Source organism: Tsukamurella pulmonis, assembly GCF_900103175.1.
Lineage (GTDB): Bacteria > Actinomycetota > Actinomycetes > Mycobacteriales > Mycobacteriaceae > Tsukamurella > Tsukamurella pulmonis.
Genome location: NZ_FNLF01000002.1, coordinates 654,814 through 675,528, shown reverse-complemented (window position 1 = coordinate 675,528; position 20,715 = coordinate 654,814). Strand labels below are relative to the sequence as shown.

The following is a 20,715-nucleotide window of genomic DNA, read 5'->3' as shown; positions in this document are numbered from 1 at the left end:
AGGAACGCATATGGCGGGCAGTGCACGCACGGACGGCGACACCTGGACCATCACCACCAGCGTGGGCTTCACCGCGCTGCTGGTCGCCGCGGCCAGAGCGGTGGAGACCGAGCGCTCCGACGCCCTCGCCCGGGACCCGTACGCGAGAGTCTTCCTCGCGGCGGCGGGCGATCCCCGCGCGGTGGCGCTCGCGGACGCGGGCGACGGGCCCGGCAACCCGATGGCGGCGACGCGGCACCTCGGTGTGCGCACCCGGTACTTCGACGAGGCCGTCGATTCCGCCGTCGCCGCCGGGCTGCGGCAGGTGGTCATCCTCGCGGCCGGGCTCGATTCGCGGGCCTACCGGCTCGACCTGCCGGAGGGCACGGTCGTCTACGAGCTCGATCAGCCGGAGGTGCTGGCGTTCAAGGAGGAGGCTCTCGCCGCGCACGGCGCGCGCCCGGCCGCCGGGCTGCAGCACGTCCCCGTCGACCTGCGCGAGGACTGGCCGTCCGCGCTGCGCTCCGCCGGGTTCGACGGTGCCGCACCGACGGTCTGGCTCGTCGAGGGCCTGCTCCCGTACCTGCCCGCTGCGGCGCAGTCCCTGCTGTTCGAGCGGATCGTGGACCTGTCGGCGCCGGGCAGCCGGGTGGCCGTCGAGGGGCAGATCGGACCGCTCGACCTCGACGGCTTCCGGTCCATCACCGAGAAGTACTCGCAGTCCGGCAATCCCCTCGGCGACTTCGACGTGACCTCGCTGTTCGTGGCCGACGAGGACCGGTCGGACCCGGCGGAGTACCTCACGGCGCAGGGGTGGACCGTGGTGCGCGCGGGCGATCCCGTCGAGCTGGGCCGGACCTACGGCGTGCAGGACGCGGTGCCCGAGAACGCGCAACTCCTCTCCGGCGCCATCGGCTACTTCACCGCCGCTCTGCCCGGCGAATGAATCAGCGTGCGGCGGAGTGGTACTCCGGGTTCGGGCGCATGTCGATCGCCGACGCGAGCCGGTTGGTCATGTTGAAGAAGGCCGCGGTGTTGGCGATGTCGTAGACGTCGCGATCGGTGAACCCCGCGTCGCGCAGGCGCTGCCGATCCGGCTCGTCGAGCTTGGCCGGTGCCTCGGTGACCTTCTCCGCGAATTCGAGCATGGCCCGCTGCTTCGCCGGCAGGTCCGCGGCACGGAAGTTCATCACCAGCATCTCGCCGAGCACCGGGTCGCCGGACAGCTCGCGCACCGCGGCGCCGTGCGCGGTGAGGCAGTAGAAGCACTTGTTCACCGAGGAGACGACGACGGCGATCATCTCGCGCTCGAGCTTGCTCAGACCCGAGTCGCCGAGCATGAGGTCGTTGTAGGTATCGCTGAAGGCGCGCAGCTTGCCCTCGTCGAAGGTCAGCGATTGCAAGACGTTCGGCACCATGCCGAGCTTCTCGCGGCAGATCTCGAAGTACTTCCGCGTCCCCTCGCTCAGCTCGCCCGCGGGCAGGTCCAGCGCGGTGATCCGGTCGGTCATGTCATCTCCTCGTGCGAACGCCAGTGCCCTCCCTGATTACCAGGAAGGGCACTGCACCACGGCGGTTCGGTCAGATCCAGTCGTCGCCGACGGGCCAGGTGAGGAACGAGTCGAGGGAGAGCGCGCGCGGGATCGCCTCGCCGGGATCGGTCACCGTCTGCGTGTAGCGCCCCTTGTAGAAGAGCAGGGGCCGACCGGCGTTCGGCGCGCTGAGCTCGAGCACCCGCCCGATCACGATGTGGTGGTCGCCGCCGTCGTGCACGGTCTCGACGGCGCAGTCGATCCAGCTCAGCGCACCGTCGAGCAGCGGCGAACCGGCGCGTGAGGGTTTCCAGTCGACGGCCCCGAACTTGTCCGGGTGCCGGGAGCCGAAGATCGAGCTGACGTCCTGCTGGCCCTCCCCGAGCACGTTCACCGCGAACCGCCCGGTGCGCTCGATCGTGCGCCAGGCCCCCGAGGTCTTCATGGGACAGAACAGGACCAGCGGCGGATCGAGCGACAGCGCCGAGAAGGACTGGCACGCGAAGCCGACCGGGCCCTCCTCGTCGGCGGCTGTGATGACCGTGACGCCGGTGCAGAAATGGCCCATGGCCGTGCGGTAGTCCAGCGGTTCGATGACGGGTGCGGTCATCACTGCTCCTTGAAGCCGATGGAGAAGTCGTGGCCCCAGAGGCTGACCGCGGTCGACTCCCGGGCGATCCAGTCGTCGTTCTCCACTTCCAGGCCCTCGCAGCCGAACTCGATGTCGAAGCCGCCCGGCGTCTTCATGTAGAAGGAGAGCATCTTGTCGTTGATGTGCCGGCCCAGGGTGGCGGACATCTTGACCTTCTTGCGGTTGGCGCGGTCGAGGCACAGGCCGACGTCGTCGGAGTTCTCCACCTCCACCATGAGGTGGACGATCCCCGTGGGGTTGGGCAGCGGGAGGAAGGCGAGCGCGTGGTGGCGCGGGTTGCAGCCGTAGAAGCGCAGCCAGGCCGGATCGCCGTCCGCGGGGCGGCCCACCATCTGCGGCGGCAGACGCATGGAGTCGCGCAGCTTGAAGCCGAGGACGCCCTGGTAGAACTCCTGCGCCGCAGCGTCGTCCGTGCACGTGAGCACGACGTGGCCGAGCCCCTGTTCGCCGGTGACGAAGCGGTGCCCGTACGGGCTCACGAACCGCCGGCCCAGGTACTGCGCCCCGTGGAAGGCCTCGAGCGTGTTGCCCGCCGGGTCCTGGAACCGGATCATCCCCTCGACGCGACGCTCCGCCTTGTCCTCCTTGGTGCCCTCCTCGAAGGCGACGCCCGCAGCGGTGAGGGTGTCGCGCAGCTCCTGCAGTCCGAGCGCGTCGGTGACCTCCCAGCCGGAAGCCAGGAGGCGGTCCTTCTCACCGGGCACGATCACCAGCCGCGCCGCGAAATCGTCCATGCGCAGGTAGAGGGAATCGGGATCGTTGCCCGTCCCCTCCATCATCCCGAGCACCTTGAGCCCGTACTCGCGCCAGGCCGCCATGTCGGTGGCCTCGATGCGCATGTACCCGAGCGCCTTGATCGCCATGTAGTCGCTTCTCCTTGTCAGCCGGCGAGGAAGTCGGCCGTGAGACGGTTGAACTCGTCGAACTTCTCCAGCTGCGCCCAGTGCCCGCACTGCCCGAAGACGTGCAGCTGCGCGCGGGGGATCTGCTTGAGCGCGAGGAGCGCGCCGTCGAGGGGGTTGACCCGGTCCTCGCGGCCCCAGATCATGAGCACGGGCTGGCGCAGCTTGTAGGCGTCGCGCCAGAGCATGCCCTTCTCGTAGTCCGCGGAGGCGAAGGACTTGCCCATGGCCTTGAAGGCCGCGATCGCCTCGGGATCGAGCGCGAGCTCGAACCGCTCCTCGACGAGCTCGGGCGTGATCATCTTCTGGTCGAAGACCATGATCCGCAGGAAGTCCTCGAGCCGCTCCTTGCTGGGTGCGGCGTAGAACTTCTGCAGCGTGCGCAGGCCCTCGGTGGGGTCCGGTGCGAACGTGTTCACGCTCAGGCCGCCCGGGCCCATGAGCACGAGCCGGCCCGCCCGGTCCGGGAAGTCCAGGGCGAACCGTACCGAGGTGCCGCCGCCGAGCGAATTGCCCACCAGGTGTACGCGTCCCGTGATACCCAGCGTGTCGAGCAGGCCGGCCAGGGCCGTCGCGCTGTGCACGAAGTACTGCGGGTGCTCGGTCGGCTTGTCGGACCGTCCGAAGCCCGGCTGGTCGACGGCGAGCACGTGGAAGCGCTGCGCCAGTACCGGGATGTTGCGCCCGAAGTTGCTCCAGGAGGAGACGCCGGGACCGCTGCCGTGCAGCAGCACGACGGTGCCGTTGGCCCGGTTCTCCTCCCCGGCCTCGTGGTAGTGCAGCGTGAGACCTGCTGCGGTGGTGGCGAACTTGCCCTCCTTGAGGAGGTCCGTCTCGGCCGTCGTCACGACTAGACCATCCCGTCCATGACGGGCAGGCCGAACTCGCCGGTGCCGAACATCTTGTACGCGCGCTCGGGATCGTTGGCGGCGTGCACGCGACCCGCGTGCGCGTCGCGCCAGAACCGCTGGATCGGCGTGCCCTCGGCCAGTGCGCGGCCGCCCGAGTTCTCGAACATGCGGTCCACGGCGAAGATCGCGCGCTCGGTGCCGCGCACCTGATCGCGACGGACCTTGAGGCGCAGGTTGAACGGGATCTTCTCGCCGGCCTTGACCAGCGCGTACTCCTCGTTGATGTTGGAGATCAGCTGGAGCCACGCCGCGTCGATCTCGCTGCCGGCCTCTGCCACGCGGACCATGGCGAACGGATCCTCCTTCGCGGACTCGCCCGCGTAGGCGGCGCGCACGCGCTTGCGCTGGTGCTCGACGTGCGCGTCGTAGGCGCCCTGCGCCATGCCGATGATCGGGGCGGTGATCGTGGACGGGTGCACCGAGCCGAAGGGCAGCTTGTAGAGCGGGCTGGTGTTGACCTCCTGGCCCGGGCCCTTGCACTTGCTGACCACTTGGAAGCTGAGGGCGCGGTGCTCGGGGACGAAGACGTCCTCGACGACGATGTCGTTGCTGCCGGTGCCGCGGAGGCCGACGGTGCGCCACACGTCGTTGATCGTGTAGTCGCTGATCGGCACCAGGTAGGTCAGGAAGTCGACCGGCTTGCCGTCCTTGAAGGCGGGGCCGCCGAGCAGCGCCCACGTGCCGTGATCGCAGCCCGAGGAGAAGCTCCACTTGCCCGAGAGCCGGTAACCGCCCTCGACGATCTCCGACTTGCCCATCGGCGCGTACGACGAGGAGATCAACGTGTCCTGATCCTCGCCCCACACCTCCTGCTGCGCCCGATCGTCGAACAGCGCCACGTTCCACGGGTGGATGCCGAGGATCGAGGAGACCCAGCCGGTGGAACCGCAGGCGCTCGCCAGCATCTTGACCGCGGTGTAGAACTCCACCGGATCGGCCTCGAAGCCCCCGTAGCGCTTGGGCTGCAGCAGGCGGAAGAAGCCGCTCTTCTGCAGCGCCTTGATGGACTCGGCCGGGATCCGGCGCGCGTCCTCCGTCTCTTGCGCCCGGTCCCGGAGGGTGGGCAGCAGCTCCGCCACCTCAGCCAGCACCGCGTCGACGCTCTGATCGCTCATCTTTCCTCGCCTCCTGAAGACCCTCTGGCGAACACCGAAGTCCGCCGTTGGAATCGATACTAGAACACGTTCTCATTTTCTGACGCGAAACGCTACATCAAAGGTTCGGATCCACCTATCTTGCTGGTGTAACCGGTTACGAGACCGACCTAGGAGAGCCATGCCCCACGACCGCCGTCCCATCCCCGCGTCCGACGTCTCGACGTGGGATCTGGAGGCCGACGTGGTGATCGCCGGATACGGCATCGCCGGCGTCAGCGCGGCGATCGAGGCGGCCCGCGCGGGTGCCGACGTGCTGGTGCTCGACCGCGCCGGCGGGTGGGGCGGGGCGGCGGCGCTCTCGGGCGGCTGGATCTACCTCGGCGGCGGCACGCCGTTGCAGCGGGCGCTCGGCTTCGAGGACAGCGCGGAGAACATGGCGGCCTTCATGACGGCGGCGCTCGGACCGGGCGTCGACGCGGCCAAGATCGGCGCCTACGCGCACGGCAGCGTCGAACACTTCCACTGGCTGACCGGCTGCGGCGTGGTCTTCAAGGAGGAGTTCTGGGGCGAGCCCGGCTGGGAGGTCCCGCACGACGAGGGGCTCGGCTACTCCGGCGGCGAGAACGCCGCACCCTTCAACGCGGTCGCGACGCCGGCTCCGCGCGGGCACGTCCCGCAGATGACGGACAAGCGGACCGGGGTGCGCGGGGCCGGCTACATGCTGATGAAACCACTGGTCGAGACGGCAGAATCGCTCGGCGTACGCGCCGAGTACGACATCCGCGCGCACGCACTGGTGACCGGGGTCGACGGCCGGGTCGAAGGACTTCTCTGCCGCCGGTTCGGTGCGGACGTGCGCGTCCGAGCCCGACGGGGCGTGGTGCTCGCGACCGGCAGCTTCGCCTACAACGCGGAGATGATCGAGACCTACGCGCCGCGGCTGATCGGCCGCCCGGCCGCCGCGATCGAGGAGCACGACGGGGCGGGGATCCTCATGGCGCAGGCGGCGGGCGCCGCGCTCGCGCACATGGACGCGACGGAGGTCGCGTTCTTCGGCGATCCGCAGATGATGGCCCGCGGGATCCTGGTCAACGGTCGCGGCCAGCGCTTCATCGCCGAGGACACCTACGGCGGGCGGATCGGCCAGGCGGTGCTGATCCAGCAGGACAACGCCGCCTACCTGGTCATGGACATGGATGCGCACGAGGAGGCGCTCGCGACCACGACCTCCACCCCGTTCTTCCGGCAGCCGCCCACCTGGGCGGCGGAGACCGTCGCCGAACTGGAGGCCGACATGGGCCTGCCCGCCGGGGCGCTGACGAGCACCGTCGAGACGTACAACCGGCACGCCACCGCGGGCACCGATCCCCTGCTGCACAAGAAGGCGCAGTGGGTGCGGCCGCTCGAGGGCCCCGTGGCGGCCTGGGATCTACGGGGATGCACCGCCGGCTTCACCCTCGGCGGGCTGCGCACGGACGTCGACGCGCGGGTGCTGCACGTCGACGGTACGCCGATCCCCGGCCTGTACGCGGCGGGCCGTTGCACCTCCGGCGTCTGCGCGGGTGGGTACTCGAGCGGTACGAGCCTCGGCGACGGCAGCTTCTTCGGACGGCGCGCGGGAGTCTCCGCCGCAACCGGGTAGTCGCTCGATTTGCGATCGGCGAGGCATCCGTAGCGCCTCGACCTGGGGCTCGACGAGGTCGCACAATCTCCCGCCGATTCACTGTCGAGGACGAAGCACACGACTTTGAATCAACTGCGCACCAGCGTCATTCGCTTTCGACCCACTCTTTCCGAGGCGATCGGCGGACTGTCAAGATGAGGACATGACTGCGATTGCGTCCGCCGCGCCCGCGCTCTCCGAGAGCGGGTGGTCCGCATGAGCCATCGGGTCGACACCTCGGGCTCCCGCCGCCTCGGCGGATTCGCCGGCCGGGTCCTCGCCATCGCCGCCGCCACCGCACTCTGCGCCGCCGCGATCGGGGTGACGGTGAGCATGTGGGGCGCGCCGGCGGAGGAGCCGCAGCCGGTGGTGGCACCGTCGAGCTCGGCCCCGTCGGACGCCCCGACCAGCTCCGCGCCGGTCGCCGTAGCGCCGTCGACCTCCCTCGTGACGACACCGCCCTCGACCCCGAGCCCGGTCGCACCGCCGGCACCGACGACGACCGTCGCACCGGTCGCGCCGACGACCGCCACCCTGACGCGCACCGCACCCCGGGTGACGAGCCCCTCGCGGCCGCGCTGCACGCCCCACCCGCAGTGGGTCTACCGCCCCAGCACCGGGAGCTACGAGCGGATCACCCTCCCCTGCTGACCGCTTGAGGCCCACCTCCGGCGACGGCTCCTCCGCGGTGCCGTGGTCCGATCACCGCCGAACCCTGGCAAGTGGAACCTGTTCTAGTCTATGCTGCAGTTGTAGCGCGTACCTGCTGCCCATCGGCGCAGGTGAAGCTAGAGAACTTGTTTCATCAGCGAGGAGAGTCGATGACGGCGGAGACCACCGAATACGACGTGATCGTGGTGGGGAGCGGCGCAGCGGGCATGACCGCCGCGCTCAAGGCGGCGGACACCGGGCTCAGCGTCCTGGTCGTGGAGAAGGCGGCGCACTACGGCGGATCCACGGCCCGATCCGGCGGCGGCGTCTGGGTGCCCGGCAACGAGGCGCTCGTCAAGGCCGGGATCAAGGACACCCCGGACGAGGCGCGCAAGTACCTGCACTCCATCATCGGCGACGTGGTGCCGGCCGAACGGATCGACACCTACATCGACCGCGGCCCCGAGGTCATCTCGATGGTGCACCGGATGAGCCCACTGCAGCTCACCTGGGTTCCCGGCTACTCCGACTACTACCCGGAGGCCCCGGGCGGACGGGCACACGGCCGCTCCTGCGAGCCGAAGCCCTTCGACGGCAAGCAGTTGGGCGAGGAGCTGCGCAACCTCGAGCCGGACTACACCAAGGCCCCGATGAACCTCGTGGTCACGCAGGCCGACTTCAAGTGGCTCAACCTGATCATGCGTCACCCCAAGGGGCCCCTGCGCGCGCTCCGGGTGGCCGGCCGTTACTACGGCGCCCGAGTTCGCGGCAAGCACCTGCTCGGACGCGGCCAGGCGCTCATCGCGGCACTGCGCGTCGGACTGCAACGGGCCGGTGTTCCGCTGTGGCTCAACACCTCCCTCGTCGAACTCACCCAGGAGGACGGCCGGGTCACGGGCGTCGCCGTCGAGCGCGACGGTGAGCGCCTGTCGCTCACCGCCCGTCGGGGCGTGATCCTCGCGGCCGGCGGCTTCGAGTCCAGCGCCGAGATGCGCGCGCAGTACCAGCGTCAGCCGATCGGCACCGAATGGACCAACGGCGTACCGGCCAACACCGGCGACGCGATCCGCGCGGGCGAGGCGGTGGGCGGCGCCCTCGAGTTCATGGACGACGCCTGGTGGGGCCCGTCCATCCAGCTGCCGAAGATGGCCTGGTTCGCCCTGTCGGAGCGCTCGCTGCCCGGCAGCGTCATGGTCAACACCGCGGGTGAGCGCTTCGTCAACGAGTCCGCGCCGTACGTCGAGGCCGTGCACGCCATGTACGGCGGCGAGCACGGCCAGGGCGAGGGCCCGGGCGAGAACGTGCCGTGCTGGCTGGTCTTCGACCAGCGCTACCGCAACCGGTACATGTTCGCCGGCCAGCCGCCGCGCCAGCCGCTGCCCAAGCGCTGGTACGAATCCGGCTGCATGGTCCGCGCGAACACCCTGGCCGAGCTGGCCGCGAAGATGGACGTGCCCGCGGAGACCCTGACCGCCACCGTCGAGAAGTTCAACGGCTTCGCCCGTGCCGGGCGGGACGAGGACTTCCACCGCGGCGAGAGCGCCTACGACCGCTACTACGGCGATCCCCGGAACAAGCCGAACGCCAGTCTCGCCGAATTGAGCACCGGGCCGTTCTACGCTGCCCGTATGGTTCCCGGCGATCTGGGTACGAAGGGAGGCCTGCGCACCGACGTCGCGGGTCGGGTCCAGCGCGCCGACGGCAGTGCCATCGAAGGCCTCTACGCCGCCGGCAACACCAGCTCGCCCGTCATGGGTCACACCTACGCCGGCCCGGGCGCCACCATCGGACCCGCCATGGTCTTCGCCTACCTCGCCGTCGAGGACATGGCCCGTCAGGACACAGCCCCTGCGGCGGCAGCCCCCGCCCGCGCGGAAGAGGAGATCGCATGAGCACCGAGACCGAGGCGACAGCCCGCCTCATCGACAGCGGCACCGCCCCCACCCGCTACGCCCGCGGCTGGCACTGCCTGGGCCTGTTGAAGGGCTTCGCGGACGGGAAGCCGCACGCCGTCGAGGCTTTCGGCACCAAGCTCGTGGTCTTCGCCGGCGAGGACGGCAAGGTCAACGTGCTCGACGGGTACTGCCGGCACATGGGCGGCGACCTGACCCAGGGCACCGTCAAGGGCAACGAGATCGCCTGTCCCTTCCACGACTGGCGCTGGGGCGGCGACGGCAAGTGCAAGGCCATCCCGTACGCCAAGCGCGTGCCGCTGCGGGCCCGCACCCGCACCTGGCCCACCATGATCGAGAACGACCAGCTCTTCGTCTGGCACGACGTGGAGAACTCCAAGCCGCCTGCGGAGCTGGACATCCCGAAGATCGACGGTGACGTCGACGGACCCGAGTGGTCGAACTGGGTGTGGAACGAGATCATCATCGAGGGCAGCAACTGCCGCGAGATCGTCGACAACGTGGTCGACATGCCGCACTTCTTCTACATCCACTACGGCCTGCCCACGTACTTCAAGAACGTCTTCGATGGGCACATCGCCTCGCAGTACCTGGACACCAAGGGCCGCAACGACGTCACCGACATCGGGCTCTCCGGCGGCGACGACGTCCTGCTCAAGTCCGAGGCGCACTACTTCGGGCCGTCGTACATGATCAACTACCTGCACAACGACTACAAGGGCTTCCAGATCGAGAACATCCTGATCAACTGCCACTACCCGATCGATCAGCACTCGTTCAAGCTCATGTACGGCGTCAAGGTCAAGAAGCTGCCCGGCTTCGACGACGAGAAGTCCGACTACCTCGCCGGCAAGTTCGCCAAGAACGTGGGACTGGGCTTCCTGCAGGACGTCGAGATCTGGAAGAACAAGACCCGCATCGACAATCCGCTGCTGTGCGAGGAGGACGGCCCCGTCTACCAGCTGCGCCGGTGGTACGAGCAGTTCTACGTGGACGCGGCGGATGTCTCCGAGGACATGACGCAGCGCTTCGAGTTCGAGATCGACACCACCCACGCCGTCGAGGCGTGGGAGGCCGAGGTCGCGCAGAACATCGCGCGCCAGGAGTCCGAGAAGACCTCCGCCGACGCGTCCGGGGCAGGGGCCTGATCCCATGTCCCCCACGGTGACGATGTTCGGCGAGCCGGTCACCCAACCGGCGACGGTGGCCGACCGGGAGGGCTTCCTCACCGACGGCTTCACCCCGCTCAACTGCGGCACCTGTGGCGTCGCGGTGCAGGTCCGCAAGAACAGTCGTGAGCAGACCTCGATCCAGTGGTGCGGTTCCGCACGCGAGTGCGCGGTCTTCGCCGCCGACGGGGCCGGATCCGCACTGCGCGCCACCTGCCCGCGATTGATGGAATCGATCACGCGCGCCGCCAAACTCGGCGAGGTGCCCGTCCCCACGGACGCCGCCGCGCCGGACACCGACCAGGAGAATCAGAACCAGTGAGCATCCACCGACTGCTCGTCGCCAAGGTGGTCGCGGAGACGCACGACGCGCACTCCATCGAGTTCGAGGTGCCCGCCGAGCTCGCGTCGTCGTTCACCTACAAGCCCGGCCAGTTCCTCACCCTCCGGGTGCCGAGTGAACAGACCGGGTCCGTCGCGCGGTGCTACTCGCTGTGCAGCGCACCGCACGACGGCGGCCCGCTGCGGGTGGCGGTCAAGCGAACCGCCGACGGCTACGCGTCGAACTGGTTGTGCGACAACGCCACCCCGGGCATGGAGGTCGACGTGCTGGTGCCCGCGGGCATCTTCACGCCGAAGTCCGTCGATGTGGACATGCTGCTCTTCGCGGGTGGCAGCGGCGTCACGCCCATCCTGTCGATCCTGCGCTCGGTGCTGGAGACCGGCACCGGGTCCGTCGCGCTGATCTACGCCAATCGCGATGCGCAGTCGGTGATCTTCGCCTCGGCTCTCGCCGAGCTCACGCGGAAGTACCCGGAGCGGTTCGTCGTGGTGCACTGGCTCGAGTCGGTACAGGGCCTGCCCAGTGCTGCGAACCTCGCCGCGCTGGCGGCACCGTTCGCCTCGCGCGAGGTGTTCGTCTGCGGTCCGGGACCGTTCATGGACGCCGTTTCAGAGGCGATGACCTCACTCGGCAAGGGCCGCCGCGAGGTGCACATCGAGAAGTTCCGCTCCCTGCCGCGCAACCCCTTCGAGGTGGAGGCCGCGCAGGAGGAGGCTGAGGAGAAGGCCGCGATCGCCGAGGCGGAGGATCTGCCCGCCGACACCGCCGACGCCCCCGCACCCGCCGACGACGGGGGCACCGTGACCGTCGAACTGGACGGGAAGACCACCGAACTCGCGTGGCCCGCGGAGAAGAAGTTGTTGGACGTGATGCTCGAGGCGGGTATCGACGCTCCCTACTCGTGCCGCGAGGGCGCGTGCAGCGCGTGCGCGTGCCGCCTCGTCGAGGGCGAGGTCGAGCTCGCGCACAACGAGGTGCTCGATCAGGAGGACCTCGATGACGGGCTCATCCTGGCGTGCCAGTCGCTGCGCCGCACACCCGCCGTGCACATCACCTACGAATAGCCCGTCGACCATTCCGTCCCACGACGGCCCACTGCTGAGGGAGTCCCATGCCCATCGACCCGTCGGTCGCGATCGGTGCCGAGCTCGGCACCGCCGAGTTCTCCTGGAGCGCCTCTGACGTGCTGCTCTACCAGCTGGCGCTCGGCGCCGGTGCCGACCCGCTCTCGGGCCGCGAACTGCGCTACGCCACCGAGCAGGACACCGTGGTGCTGCCGACGTTCGCCACCGTGGCGCAGAACTTCCACGCCACCGAGCCGCCGAAGGTCTCCTTCCCCGGCGTCGAGATCGACCTGGCCAAGGTGGTGCACGGCAGCCAGTCGGTCACCGCGCACCGCCCGCTGCCCGCCTCCGGGACCGCGGTCGCGCGCACCCGGATCAGCGACGTCCACGACAAGGGCAAGGCCGCCGTCATCTGGCAGGAGACCGAGGTGGTCGACGGCGCCGGAGACCCGCTGTGGACCGCCCGCTCGTCGATCTTCGCCCGTGGCGAGGGCGGATTCGGCGGCGAGCGGGGGCCGTCGGAGCGGATCGAGCTGCCGGACCGGGACGCCGATGTCACCGTGGACGTGCCGACGCTGCCCCAGCAGGCGCTGCTCTACCGACTGTGCGGCGACCGGAACCCGCTGCACTCGGACCCCGCGTTCGCGAAGGCCGCCGGATTCGACGCACCGATCCTGCACGGCCTGTGCACCTACGGCGTCGTCGCCAAGGCCGTGACCGACGCGGTGCTCGACGGCGACGCCTCCCGCGTCGGCTCCTGGTCGGCGAAGTTCGCCGGCATCATGCTGCCGGGTGAGACCCTGCGCGTGCGGATCTGGCACGACGATGAGCGTCATCTGGTGACCGCGGAGTCGGTGGAGCGGTCCGCTCCCGTGCTCGCGGACGCGGTGTTCACCGCGCGATAGCCACCGAAACCGGGCGAATTCTCGATCAGGACGCCGGATACGAATCCTGGCCGAGAATCCGCCCGGTTTCGGAAGTCAGGAGTCGACGGGGCGGGCGGTCGCCATGGCGCGATCGACCTCCCAGAAGGCGCGCAGCGCCACGATCTTGCCGGCAACGTCCACCTTGTAGGTGAACACGCCCTCGGCGTCGATGACGTGCCCGCCGATCACCGTGCGGATCAGGCCGGTGAAGGCCACCTCGTTCCCGCAGGCGAAGCCGTCGCCGAAGAGGAACTCCAGCGACTCGGCGACGCCGATCGTCTTATCGTAGAAGGCAGAGATCTCCTCGCGGCCGTGGTGCCCCTTGCCCTCGGGATCGAAGCCGGAGGGGCCGACGGGATCCTCGACCACGCCGTCATCGGCGAACAGGTCGAGCCACTCCTGCTTGCGGCGGCCGCTGGCGGCGGCCTGCGAGGCACGGCCGGCGAGCACGGCGGGATGATCGTCTTTCATCGCGGTCTCCTTGCGGTTCAGGCGAACTTGCTGATCACGGAGTCGGCGTAGCGCCGCAGGTGATCGATCTTGGTCTGCAGCGGCTCGGTGTCCGGTCCCAGCTGATACGGCAGCCGGAATCCGACGATGACGTCGGTGACCCCCTTGTCCTCGAGCCGCTTGATCCCGTCCGCGGTGTAGGCGTCCAACGAGATCACGTGGATCTGGAACTCCTTCTTGTCGTGCTCGGCACGCAGCTCGTCGATCCGGGCGAGCATCCGGTCGAGCTCCTCGCCGTCGCCGCCGGCGTGCATCCAGCCGTCGCACAGCCGCACGGCGCGGCGCAGGGCCGCGTCCGCGTGCCCGCCGACCAGGATCGGCAGGGGCTCGGTGGGCACCGGGGCGATCTTGATGGAGGGGATGTCGAAGAACTCGCCGTGGTACTCGAAGTACTCGCCGGTGCTCAGGCCCTTGATGATCTCGATGCACTCGTCCATGCGCTTGCCGCGACGCTCGAAGGGCACGCCCATGATCTCGAAGTCCTCGGGCCACGGGCTGATCCCGACGCCGAGCGAGAAACGGTTGCCGCTGAGAGACGCCAGCGACGCGGCCTGCTTCGCCACCAGCACCGGGGGCCGGATCGGCAGCTTCAGGACGAAGGGCGTGAAGCGGAGGGTCTTCGTGGACGCGGCGAGCGCGGAAGCGAGCACGAAGGTCTCGACGAACTCCTTGCCATCCAGGAATTCCCGGCTCCCGTCGGGTGTGTACGGGTAGGTCGAGTCCGAGACCTCCGGGTAGGCGATGCTGTCCGCGACGCACATGCTGTCGTAACCGGCCTCCTCGGCCGCCTGAGCGAGCGGCACGTAGTACGACGGGTCGGTCATCGCCTCGGCGTACGTGAATCGCATGGTCACCCTTTCGTCGAACTGCTTGCGGGCGTTCGCCCCACTTGCTAAAAATAGAACACGTTTCACCGTTTGTACGCGGTATCGAGATCAGGAGTGCGCGTGGACTTCCGTCCGGACGAGAACCAGGTGGCCGTCGCCGGCCTCGCGGCCGACGTGCTCGGGCACGCCGCCGCGCGCGAGAGCACGGACGCCGCCGGGGGCGTCGACCGGTCCGACGGGGCCTGGCGCGCCACGTGGGCCGACCTCGCCCGTGCCGATCTCCTCGGCCTCGCCGCACCCGAGGATCTCGGCGGCGCCGGGCTCGGGGCGGAGGAGGTGGCCGCGGTGCTCACCGAGGCCGGCCGGCTCGCGATTGCGGCCCCGGTCCTGCCCGGCCTCGCGCTCGGCATCCTCCCGGTCGCCGTCCACGGCACCGACGATCAGCGGCGCCGGCTCCTGCCCGCGGCCCTGACCGGCGAGGAGCTCATCGTCGGCGCGCTGAGCGAGGTCGGCGCCGCCGTGCCCACCGCGCCGTCCACCCGCGCCGTCCGCACCGCGAGTGGCTGGGCGCTCACCGGCCGGAAGGTGGCCGTCGGCTACGCACAGCACGCCGCCCACCTCCTGGTGAGCGCGACCACCGACGACGGCGCTGCGGTCTTCCTGGTGCCCGCGCCCGCGCCCGGCGTCACGGTCACCCCGAGCCCCACCTCGACGGGAGCGGCCGAGGGCACCGTCGACCTGGCGGGCGTGGAGCTTCCCGCCGAGTCCGTTCTGGGCGGTTCGACCGACGGGACCGTCGCGCAGGCGGTGCGCGAGTGCGGTCTGTCGGGCGCGGCCGCCGTCGCCGACGGTGCGCTCGCCGGGGCGCTCGCGCTCACCGTCGATCATCTGCGCAAGCGCGAGCAGTTCGGGCGCCCGCTGGGCGCCTTCCAGGCCGTCGCCCAGCAGATCGCCGACGTCTACATCGCCTCCCGCACCCTGCACCTCGCCGCCGCGTCCGCAGCGTGGCGCGTGGGTACCGGCTCGCCCGCGGACGAGGCGACCGCGCTCGCCGCGCACTGGCTGGCGGCGGAGGCGCCGGCGGCCGTGCGGACCTGCCATCACCTGCACGGCGGTATCGGGGTCGACGTCACCTACCCGCTGCACCGGTTCTACTCGACGATCAAGGATCTGACCCGGTTCGTCGGCGGCGTCCCACAGACCGTGCGCGCCCTGTCGGCCGCGCACCGCGATGATGCGACGAACGCCGACGAGTCGGGACGCTTCCTGGCGCTCACCACCTCCCAACGTGCCCTGCAGGCCGAGTTGCGCGACTACTTCTCGACCCTGATGACGCCCGAGGAACGCGCCGAGATGCTCGTGCAGCGGCACGGCGAGGCGTTCCGGGACGTTGTCCGCCGCATGGGGATCGACGACCGGCTGGGCGTCGGATGGCCGATCGAGTACGGCGGCAAGGGGTTCGGTCCGATCGAGCAGTACCTGTTCGCGAACGAGGCCTCCCGCGCCGATGTGCAGCTGCCCTCGGTCACACTGCAGACCGTCGGACCCACGCTGCAGGCCTTCGGCACCGAGGAACAGAAGGCGCGGTTCCTGCCCAAGATCCTCTCCGGCGAGATCCATTTCGCGATCGGCTACACCGAGCCCGAGGCGGGCACCGACCTCGCCTCGATCCGCACCACCGCGGTCCGCGACGGCGATCACTACGTGGTGAACGGCCAGAAGATCTTCACCACCGGCGGCCACGACGCCGACTACGTGTGGATCGCCGTGCGCACCGATCCGGACGCCCCCAAGCACAAGGGCATCTCGATCCTCATCCTCGACACCAAGGATCCCGGGTACAGCTGGACGCCGATCATCACCGCGGACGGCGCGCACCACGTGAACGCCACCTACTACAACGACGTCCGCGTGCCGGTGGACATGCTGGTCGGCGCCGAGAACGAGGGGTGGAAGCTGATCACGACCCAGCTCAACCACGAGCGGGTCATGCTCGGTCCGTCGGGCCGCATCGGCGTGCTGCACGACCGGGTCGACGCGTGGGCGCACGAGAAGGACCTGCTGGGCGACCCCGACGTGGCCGGGGCGCTCGCCCGGGTCCGCGCAGCGGAGCTCATCAACGAGCTCCTGAACTGGCAGGTGGCTGCCGCCGAGGCGGGTGGCCCCGTCGACGTGGCTGACGCCTCCGCCACCAAGGTCTTCGGCTCGGACCGCATCCAGGGACTCACGGCACTGCTGGAGGAGACGGTCGGGACACACGGCGACCCGTCCGACCCGGCGACCGCGGAGCTGTTGCAGTGGCTCGACATCCAGGCCAAGCGGCACCTGGTACTGACCTTCGGCGGCGGGGTCAACGAGATCCAGCGCGAACTGATCGCCCTCATGGGCCTGCAACTGCCGCGGGTGCCCCGATGACCGCCGCGACGGACACCACCGCGGCCGTGCACGCCGCAGCCGAGCGGATCCGTGCGCTCGGCGATTCCACGCCGCGCGCCGGCCGGGATCCGGTGAACCAGCCGATGATCAACAATTGGACCGAGGCGATCGGCGACACCAACCCGCTCTACGCGGACCCGGAGTTCGCCGCGAGGTCGCGCTTCGGCGGACCCGTCGCTCCGCCCGCGATGGCGCAGGTGTGGTCCATGCGGGGCCTGCACGGCGAGCGCGCCGGCGACGACCCGCTCGGCCTCATGACCGAGGCCCTGGACGAGCTCGGCTTCACCTCGGTCGTCGCGACCAATTCGGACCAGACCTACCACCGGCACGTGCGGCCCGGCGAGGAGATCACCGCCTCGTCGCGCCTCGAGGACGTGGTGGGACCGAAGAAGACCGGGCTCGGCGAGGGCTGGTTCTTCACCACCCGCACACTCTGGCGCGTGGGCGACGAGGTGGTCGCCGAGATGGTCTTCCGCATCCTCAAGTTCCGCCCGCCCGCGTCCGATGCACCGGAGACCACCGTTCCCGACGCCGGGCCGAGCGGCCGGATCGTGGACGCCTCCGCCTACGCCGGCGGCGTACTGCGCCCGGTGATCTCGCGCGATACGTCCTTCTACTGGGAAGGCGCGAAGATCGGCGAGCTGCGCATCCAGCGCTGGGGCGAGACCCTGCGACACCCGCCTGGGCCGATGGACCCGGGCGGCGACCTCACCCTCGCGCCCGACTACGTGGTCTCCCCCGGTACCGGGACCGTCTTCAGCTTCGTCGTGCACCACCACCCGAAGGTCCCCGGCAAGCGCCTGCCCTTCGTGGTGGCGCTCGTCGAGCTCGACGAGGGCGTCCGCGTGCTCGGCGAGCTGATCGACGTGGACCCGACCGCCGTCGAGATCGGCATGCCGGTGCGCGCCGTTTTCCTGCGGGTCGACGACGATCTGACACTGCCCGCGTGGGAGGCCCGGTGACGTCCCCCACTTCGCTGCGCGATGACGACGACCTGACCCTGCCCGCCCGGGAGGCACGATGAACTACCCCGCAACACTGACAGCGGGCGGGATCACCGTCGGGACGGCGCTGCCGCCCATGACGATCCACGCCAGCACCACCTTCGTCGCGACCACGGCCATCGCCACCCGCGACTTCCAGGACGTGCACCACGACCGCGACGCGGCGCACGCCCGGGGTAGCAAGGACATCTTCGTCAACATCCTCACCGACAACGGGCTGGTCCAGAAGTACGTGACCGACTGGGCGGGCCCGGAGGCCTTCGTGCGGAACATCGCCATCCGTCTCGGCGCGCCCTGCTACGCCGGAGACACCCTGCACTTCTCGGGCACGGTCACGGAGATCGACGGTGCAGTCGTCACCATCGCGGTGACCGCGAAGGGCGCACTGGGGGATCACATCTCCGGCACGGCGACCGTGGAGCTGCCGGCATGAGCGCACTGAGCGGCAGGGCCGCGATCGCCGGCATCGGCGCCACCGAGTTCTCCAAGGACTCCGGCCGCAGCGAGCTGCGGCTCGCCGTGGAATGCGTGCGCGCCGCCCTCGACGACGCGGGCCTGACCCCGCAGGACGTGGACGGCCTGGTGACCTTCACGATGGACACCAACTCCGAGATCGCCGTCGCCCGCGAGCTGCGGATCCCGGAGCTGAAGTTCTTCAGCCGCATCAACTTCGGCGGCGGCGCCGCGGCCGCCACCGTGCAGCAGGCGGCGATGGCCGTCGCCACCGGCGTGGCCGACGTCGTGGTGGCCTACCGCGCCTTCAACGAGCGCTCCGGGCACCGCTTCGGTCAGGTCTCGAGCGCCGCGGCCCAGCAGGTGAACACCAACGGCATCGACAACGCCTTCCACTACCCCGCCGGGATCGCCACCCCGGCGGCCACCGTCGCGATGGCGGCCCGCCGCTACATGCACGACTTCGGCGCCACCAGTGAGGATTTCGGCCGCGTCGCGGTGCTCGACCGGGCACGGGCCGCCACCAATCCCCGCGCCTGGTTCTACGGCAAGCCGATCACGCTGGAAGAACATCAGTCCTCCCGGTTCGTCGCCGAGCCGCTGCACCTGCTCGACTGCTGCCAGGAGTCGGACGGCGGTGTGGCGCTGGTGATCACCAGCGCCGAGCGCGCCCGCGACCTGAAGCAGACCCCGGCCGTGATCGCCGCCGCCGCACAGGGCGCGGGCCCCGACCAGTACGTGATGACCAGCTACTACCGCGACGGACTCACGGGCCTGCCCGAGATGGGCGTGGTCGGCAGCCAGCTGTGGGCCCAGGCGGGCATGGCACCGTCGGACATGGACCTGGCCGTGCTGTACGACCACTTCACCCCCTACGTGCTCATGCAGCTCGAGGAACTCGGCTTCTGCGGGCGGGGCGAGGCACCGTCGTACCTCGCAGCCGGGACGTGCGAGCTCGACGGGGCCCTGCCGCTCAACCCGCACGGCGGCCAGCTCGGGGAGGCGTACATCCACGGCATGAACGGCATCGCTGAGGCGGTGCGACAGCTGCGCGGGAGCGCGGCGAACCAGATCGCCGGGGCGGAACGCGCCGTCGTCACCGCCGGGACCGGGGTGCCGACCAGCGGTTTGGTGCTGAGTAAGGTCTGAGGAATGAGCGAGCCGGAATCGGACAAGGTGGACCTGCGCAGCGAGATCCCGCGTTTCCGCCCCGCCACACCCCCGCCCTCGTTCGGCGAGCTCGTCGAGAACCTGCGCCGCCTGCAGGATCTCGCGGTGAGCGTCGACGCGACCGACGAGGTGTACGCGCAGGCGCGCGACCGGGTGGCGGAGCTGACGGAGTTGCTCGCGCCCTACGCGGCGCCGGAGGGCAAGGGGCCGGCGAACCGCAGCATGGCGCTGCCGGGCCGCGGCAGCCTGCTCATGCCCCCGTTCGTCGTGGAGAAGTTCGACGAGGAGTCCGTCGTCGCGCGGGGCGTGCTGCGCCGCTACCACCTCGGCGGCGGCGGAGTGGCCCACGGCGGTGTGCTGCCGCTGATCTTCGACGACAACTTCGGCAACGTGGTCTACGCCGCCAAGCGGCCGATCAGCCGTACCGCGTACCTGCACGTCAACTACCGCAAGGTGACGCCGCTCGACGTGCCGCTGATCATCGAGGGCAAGGTGGACCGCGTCGACGGCCGCAAGACCTTCATCACCGCGCGCCTGACGGAGGAGGACGGCACACTCCTCGCCGACGGCGAGGGCCTGATGGTGCAGTTGCTGCCCGGCCAGCCCTGACACTCCCCCTCAACGAACGAGAACGGCGCGGGCCGCAGCCCGCGCCGTTTCCCGTGGAAGGGTCACTTGCCTTTGAGCGCGGCGTCCATGCCGCTCACGTCGCTGATCTTCCAATCCTGCTTGGAGTCGATGGTGAGCGTGTAGGTGGCCGTGGAGGGGATGCCCTCGGGGCGCTGCGTGGTCTTGGTGATCATGTTCAGGAAGACGTTGAGCGTGATCAGGCCGTCCTTGTCGCCGGTCACGACGGTGGCGAGCGGGGTGGCGGTGGACTGCCACTGCAGCGGCACCACGATCTGCTCGAACTGCGTGGACGCCTCGCGGAGTTCGTTCGCCAGCTCGTCGGTGGTGCCCGCGGTGAGTGCGGTGCGCCAGGTGCCCAGGTTCTGGTAGTCGATGGTGGCGGCGCCGATCGCGTACTTCTTCGCGATGTCCTCGGCGCGTGCGTTCGTCTCCTGCGTCTGCGTGACGGCCGCGAGCTGATCGCGCGCCTCGTCGCGGTCCGAGGACGCGGACTGCCAGAGGAAGCCGAACGCCGTCGCGGCGACGGCCAGCAGGACGACGACCGCCGACAGGCCGAGCATGAGCGGCGTGACGACGATGCCGCTCGGCGGCTTCTCCTCCGCGACCTTCGCCGCCTTCACCGGCTTCGCGGTGGGCTTCGGCTTCGCGGCGGGCTGCGCCGGCGCGGGCCGGGAGGTCGTGTCGATCTCGGTCGTGGTGGCGCCGGACTCGTCGAGTGCCGCGTCGTCGACCTCGGGCTTCGTTACCGCCATTGTGCTACCCCTCTCCCGCAGCGCCGTCGGAAAAGCCCAGGCAGGACAGCTCGACGCTCACGGTATCGTGGGCAGAACTGTAACAGGTTCCAGTTTGGCGGGAGGCGGTTCGCGCAGATCACCGAACCGGG

The 20,715-nt window shown here is 69.9% G+C and carries 21 protein-coding genes; 13 read left to right on the top strand and 8 right to left on the bottom strand.

What is annotated here, in order from left to right; genetic code table 11:
* Positions 1 to 10: 10 nt before the first annotated feature.
* Entirely contained in the window at positions 11 to 925 is a 915-nt protein-coding gene (locus tag BLQ62_RS03540) for an SAM-dependent methyltransferase (protein ID WP_068567257.1), read from the top strand.
* A gap of 1 nt (position 926) precedes the next feature.
* On the opposite strand, the gene BLQ62_RS03535 is transcribed toward BLQ62_RS03540, so the two are convergent.
* The 5 genes from BLQ62_RS03535 to hsaA form a co-directional block, all read right to left on the bottom strand.
* Positions 927 to 1,490, bottom strand: coding sequence for a peroxidase-related enzyme (locus tag BLQ62_RS03535; RefSeq protein ID WP_068536588.1), 564 nt, complete (start codon positions 1,488 to 1,490; stop codon positions 927 to 929).
* 70 nt (positions 1,491 to 1,560) lie between these two features.
* Positions 1,561 to 2,121, bottom strand: coding sequence for a 3-hydroxy-9,10-secoandrosta-1,3,5(10)-triene-9,17-dione monooxygenase reductase subunit (gene hsaB / locus BLQ62_RS03530; RefSeq protein WP_068567259.1), 561 nt, complete (start codon positions 2,119 to 2,121; stop codon positions 1,561 to 1,563).
* A complete protein-coding gene (gene hsaC, locus BLQ62_RS03525) occupies positions 2,121 to 3,026 on the bottom strand; it encodes an iron-dependent extradiol dioxygenase HsaC (protein WP_068536592.1) in 906 nt (301 codons plus the stop codon). The genes hsaB and hsaC overlap by 1 nt, the downstream gene beginning before the upstream one ends.
* Before the next feature lie 17 nt (positions 3,027 to 3,043).
* Complete coding sequence (gene hsaD, locus BLQ62_RS03520; protein ID WP_068567260.1) at positions 3,044 to 3,913, bottom strand: 4,5:9,10-diseco-3-hydroxy-5,9,17-trioxoandrosta-1(10),2-diene-4-oate hydrolase; 870 nt, start codon at positions 3,911 to 3,913, stop codon at positions 3,044 to 3,046.
* A gap of 2 nt (positions 3,914 to 3,915) precedes the next feature.
* Positions 3,916 to 5,091: a 3-hydroxy-9,10-secoandrosta-1,3,5(10)-triene-9,17-dione monooxygenase oxygenase subunit gene (hsaA, locus tag BLQ62_RS03515; protein ID WP_068536594.1), complete on the bottom strand. Its 1,176-nt coding sequence runs from the start codon at positions 5,089 to 5,091 to the stop codon at positions 3,916 to 3,918.
* Positions 5,092 to 5,251: 160 nt separating this feature from the next.
* Between hsaA and BLQ62_RS03510 the strand changes: the two genes are divergently transcribed.
* From BLQ62_RS03510 to BLQ62_RS03480, 7 genes are all read left to right on the top strand, one after another.
* The gene (locus tag BLQ62_RS03510) at positions 5,252 to 6,715 is read left to right on the top strand and encodes an FAD-dependent oxidoreductase (protein ID WP_068567262.1); all 1,464 of its coding nucleotides are present in this window, start codon (positions 5,252 to 5,254) and stop codon (positions 6,713 to 6,715) included.
* 237 nt (positions 6,716 to 6,952) lie between these two features.
* Complete coding sequence (locus BLQ62_RS23690; protein ID WP_156483200.1) at positions 6,953 to 7,387, top strand: hypothetical protein; 435 nt, start codon at positions 6,953 to 6,955, stop codon at positions 7,385 to 7,387.
* Between the two features lie 170 nt (positions 7,388 to 7,557).
* Entirely contained in the window at positions 7,558 to 9,279 is a 1,722-nt protein-coding gene (gene kstD / locus BLQ62_RS03500) for a 3-oxosteroid 1-dehydrogenase (protein WP_068567267.1), read from the top strand.
* A complete protein-coding gene (locus BLQ62_RS03495; RefSeq protein WP_068567269.1) occupies positions 9,276 to 10,448 on the top strand; it encodes a 3-ketosteroid-9-alpha-monooxygenase, oxygenase component in 1,173 nt (390 codons plus the stop codon). The genes kstD and BLQ62_RS03495 overlap by 4 nt, the downstream gene beginning before the upstream one ends.
* Positions 10,449 to 10,452: 4 nt before the next feature.
* The gene (locus tag BLQ62_RS03490; RefSeq protein ID WP_197467304.1) at positions 10,453 to 10,791 is read left to right on the top strand and encodes a hypothetical protein; all 339 of its coding nucleotides are present in this window, start codon (positions 10,453 to 10,455) and stop codon (positions 10,789 to 10,791) included.
* Positions 10,788 to 11,876: a ferredoxin--NADP reductase gene (locus tag BLQ62_RS03485; protein WP_068567271.1), complete on the top strand. Its 1,089-nt coding sequence runs from the start codon at positions 10,788 to 10,790 to the stop codon at positions 11,874 to 11,876. The genes BLQ62_RS03490 and BLQ62_RS03485 overlap by 4 nt, the downstream gene beginning before the upstream one ends.
* 47 nt (positions 11,877 to 11,923) lie before the next feature.
* Complete coding sequence (locus BLQ62_RS03480; RefSeq protein ID WP_068567273.1) at positions 11,924 to 12,781, top strand: MaoC/PaaZ C-terminal domain-containing protein; 858 nt, start codon at positions 11,924 to 11,926, stop codon at positions 12,779 to 12,781.
* Between the two features lie 75 nt (positions 12,782 to 12,856).
* On the opposite strand, the gene BLQ62_RS03475 is transcribed toward BLQ62_RS03480, so the two are convergent.
* Both BLQ62_RS03475 and BLQ62_RS03470 read right to left on the bottom strand, forming a co-directional pair.
* A complete protein-coding gene (locus BLQ62_RS03475) occupies positions 12,857 to 13,273 on the bottom strand; it encodes a nuclear transport factor 2 family protein (RefSeq protein ID WP_068567275.1) in 417 nt (138 codons plus the stop codon).
* A 17-nt stretch (positions 13,274 to 13,290) separates the two neighbouring features.
* Positions 13,291 to 14,160: a TIGR03619 family F420-dependent LLM class oxidoreductase gene (locus tag BLQ62_RS03470; RefSeq protein WP_068536610.1), complete on the bottom strand. Its 870-nt coding sequence runs from the start codon at positions 14,158 to 14,160 to the stop codon at positions 13,291 to 13,293.
* Between the two features lie 99 nt (positions 14,161 to 14,259).
* Here BLQ62_RS03470 and BLQ62_RS03465 point away from each other — a divergent pair, with 99 nt between their 5' ends.
* Genes BLQ62_RS03465 through BLQ62_RS03445 form a run of 5 tightly spaced genes read left to right on the top strand, consistent with a single transcriptional unit; the run spans position 14,260 to position 19,811 of the window.
* Positions 14,260 to 16,554, top strand: a complete 2,295-nt coding sequence (locus tag BLQ62_RS03465; protein WP_068567435.1) for an acyl-CoA dehydrogenase family protein — start codon at positions 14,260 to 14,262, stop codon at positions 16,552 to 16,554.
* On the top strand, positions 16,551 to 17,537 hold the full coding sequence (locus tag BLQ62_RS03460; protein ID WP_068567277.1) for a bifunctional MaoC family dehydratase N-terminal/OB-fold nucleic acid binding domain-containing protein: 987 nt from the start codon (positions 16,551 to 16,553) through the stop codon (positions 17,535 to 17,537). The genes BLQ62_RS03465 and BLQ62_RS03460 overlap by 4 nt, the downstream gene beginning before the upstream one ends.
* 58 nt (positions 17,538 to 17,595) lie before the next feature.
* Positions 17,596 to 18,012 (top strand): MaoC family dehydratase, encoded by a 417-nt coding sequence (locus BLQ62_RS03455; protein ID WP_068567279.1) that lies wholly within the window; start codon positions 17,596 to 17,598, stop codon positions 18,010 to 18,012.
* The gene (locus tag BLQ62_RS03450) at positions 18,009 to 19,181 is read left to right on the top strand and encodes a lipid-transfer protein (protein ID WP_068567281.1); all 1,173 of its coding nucleotides are present in this window, start codon (positions 18,009 to 18,011) and stop codon (positions 19,179 to 19,181) included. Before BLQ62_RS03455 ends, BLQ62_RS03450 begins: the two co-directional genes overlap by 4 nt.
* A 3-nt stretch (positions 19,182 to 19,184) precedes the next feature.
* Positions 19,185 to 19,811: a PaaI family thioesterase gene (locus tag BLQ62_RS03445; RefSeq protein ID WP_068536620.1), complete on the top strand. Its 627-nt coding sequence runs from the start codon at positions 19,185 to 19,187 to the stop codon at positions 19,809 to 19,811.
* 62 nt (positions 19,812 to 19,873) lie between these two features.
* On the opposite strand, the gene BLQ62_RS03440 is transcribed toward BLQ62_RS03445, so the two are convergent.
* Complete coding sequence (locus tag BLQ62_RS03440; protein ID WP_068567283.1) at positions 19,874 to 20,584, bottom strand: hypothetical protein; 711 nt, start codon at positions 20,582 to 20,584, stop codon at positions 19,874 to 19,876.
* Positions 20,585 to 20,715: the final 131 nt, after the last annotated feature.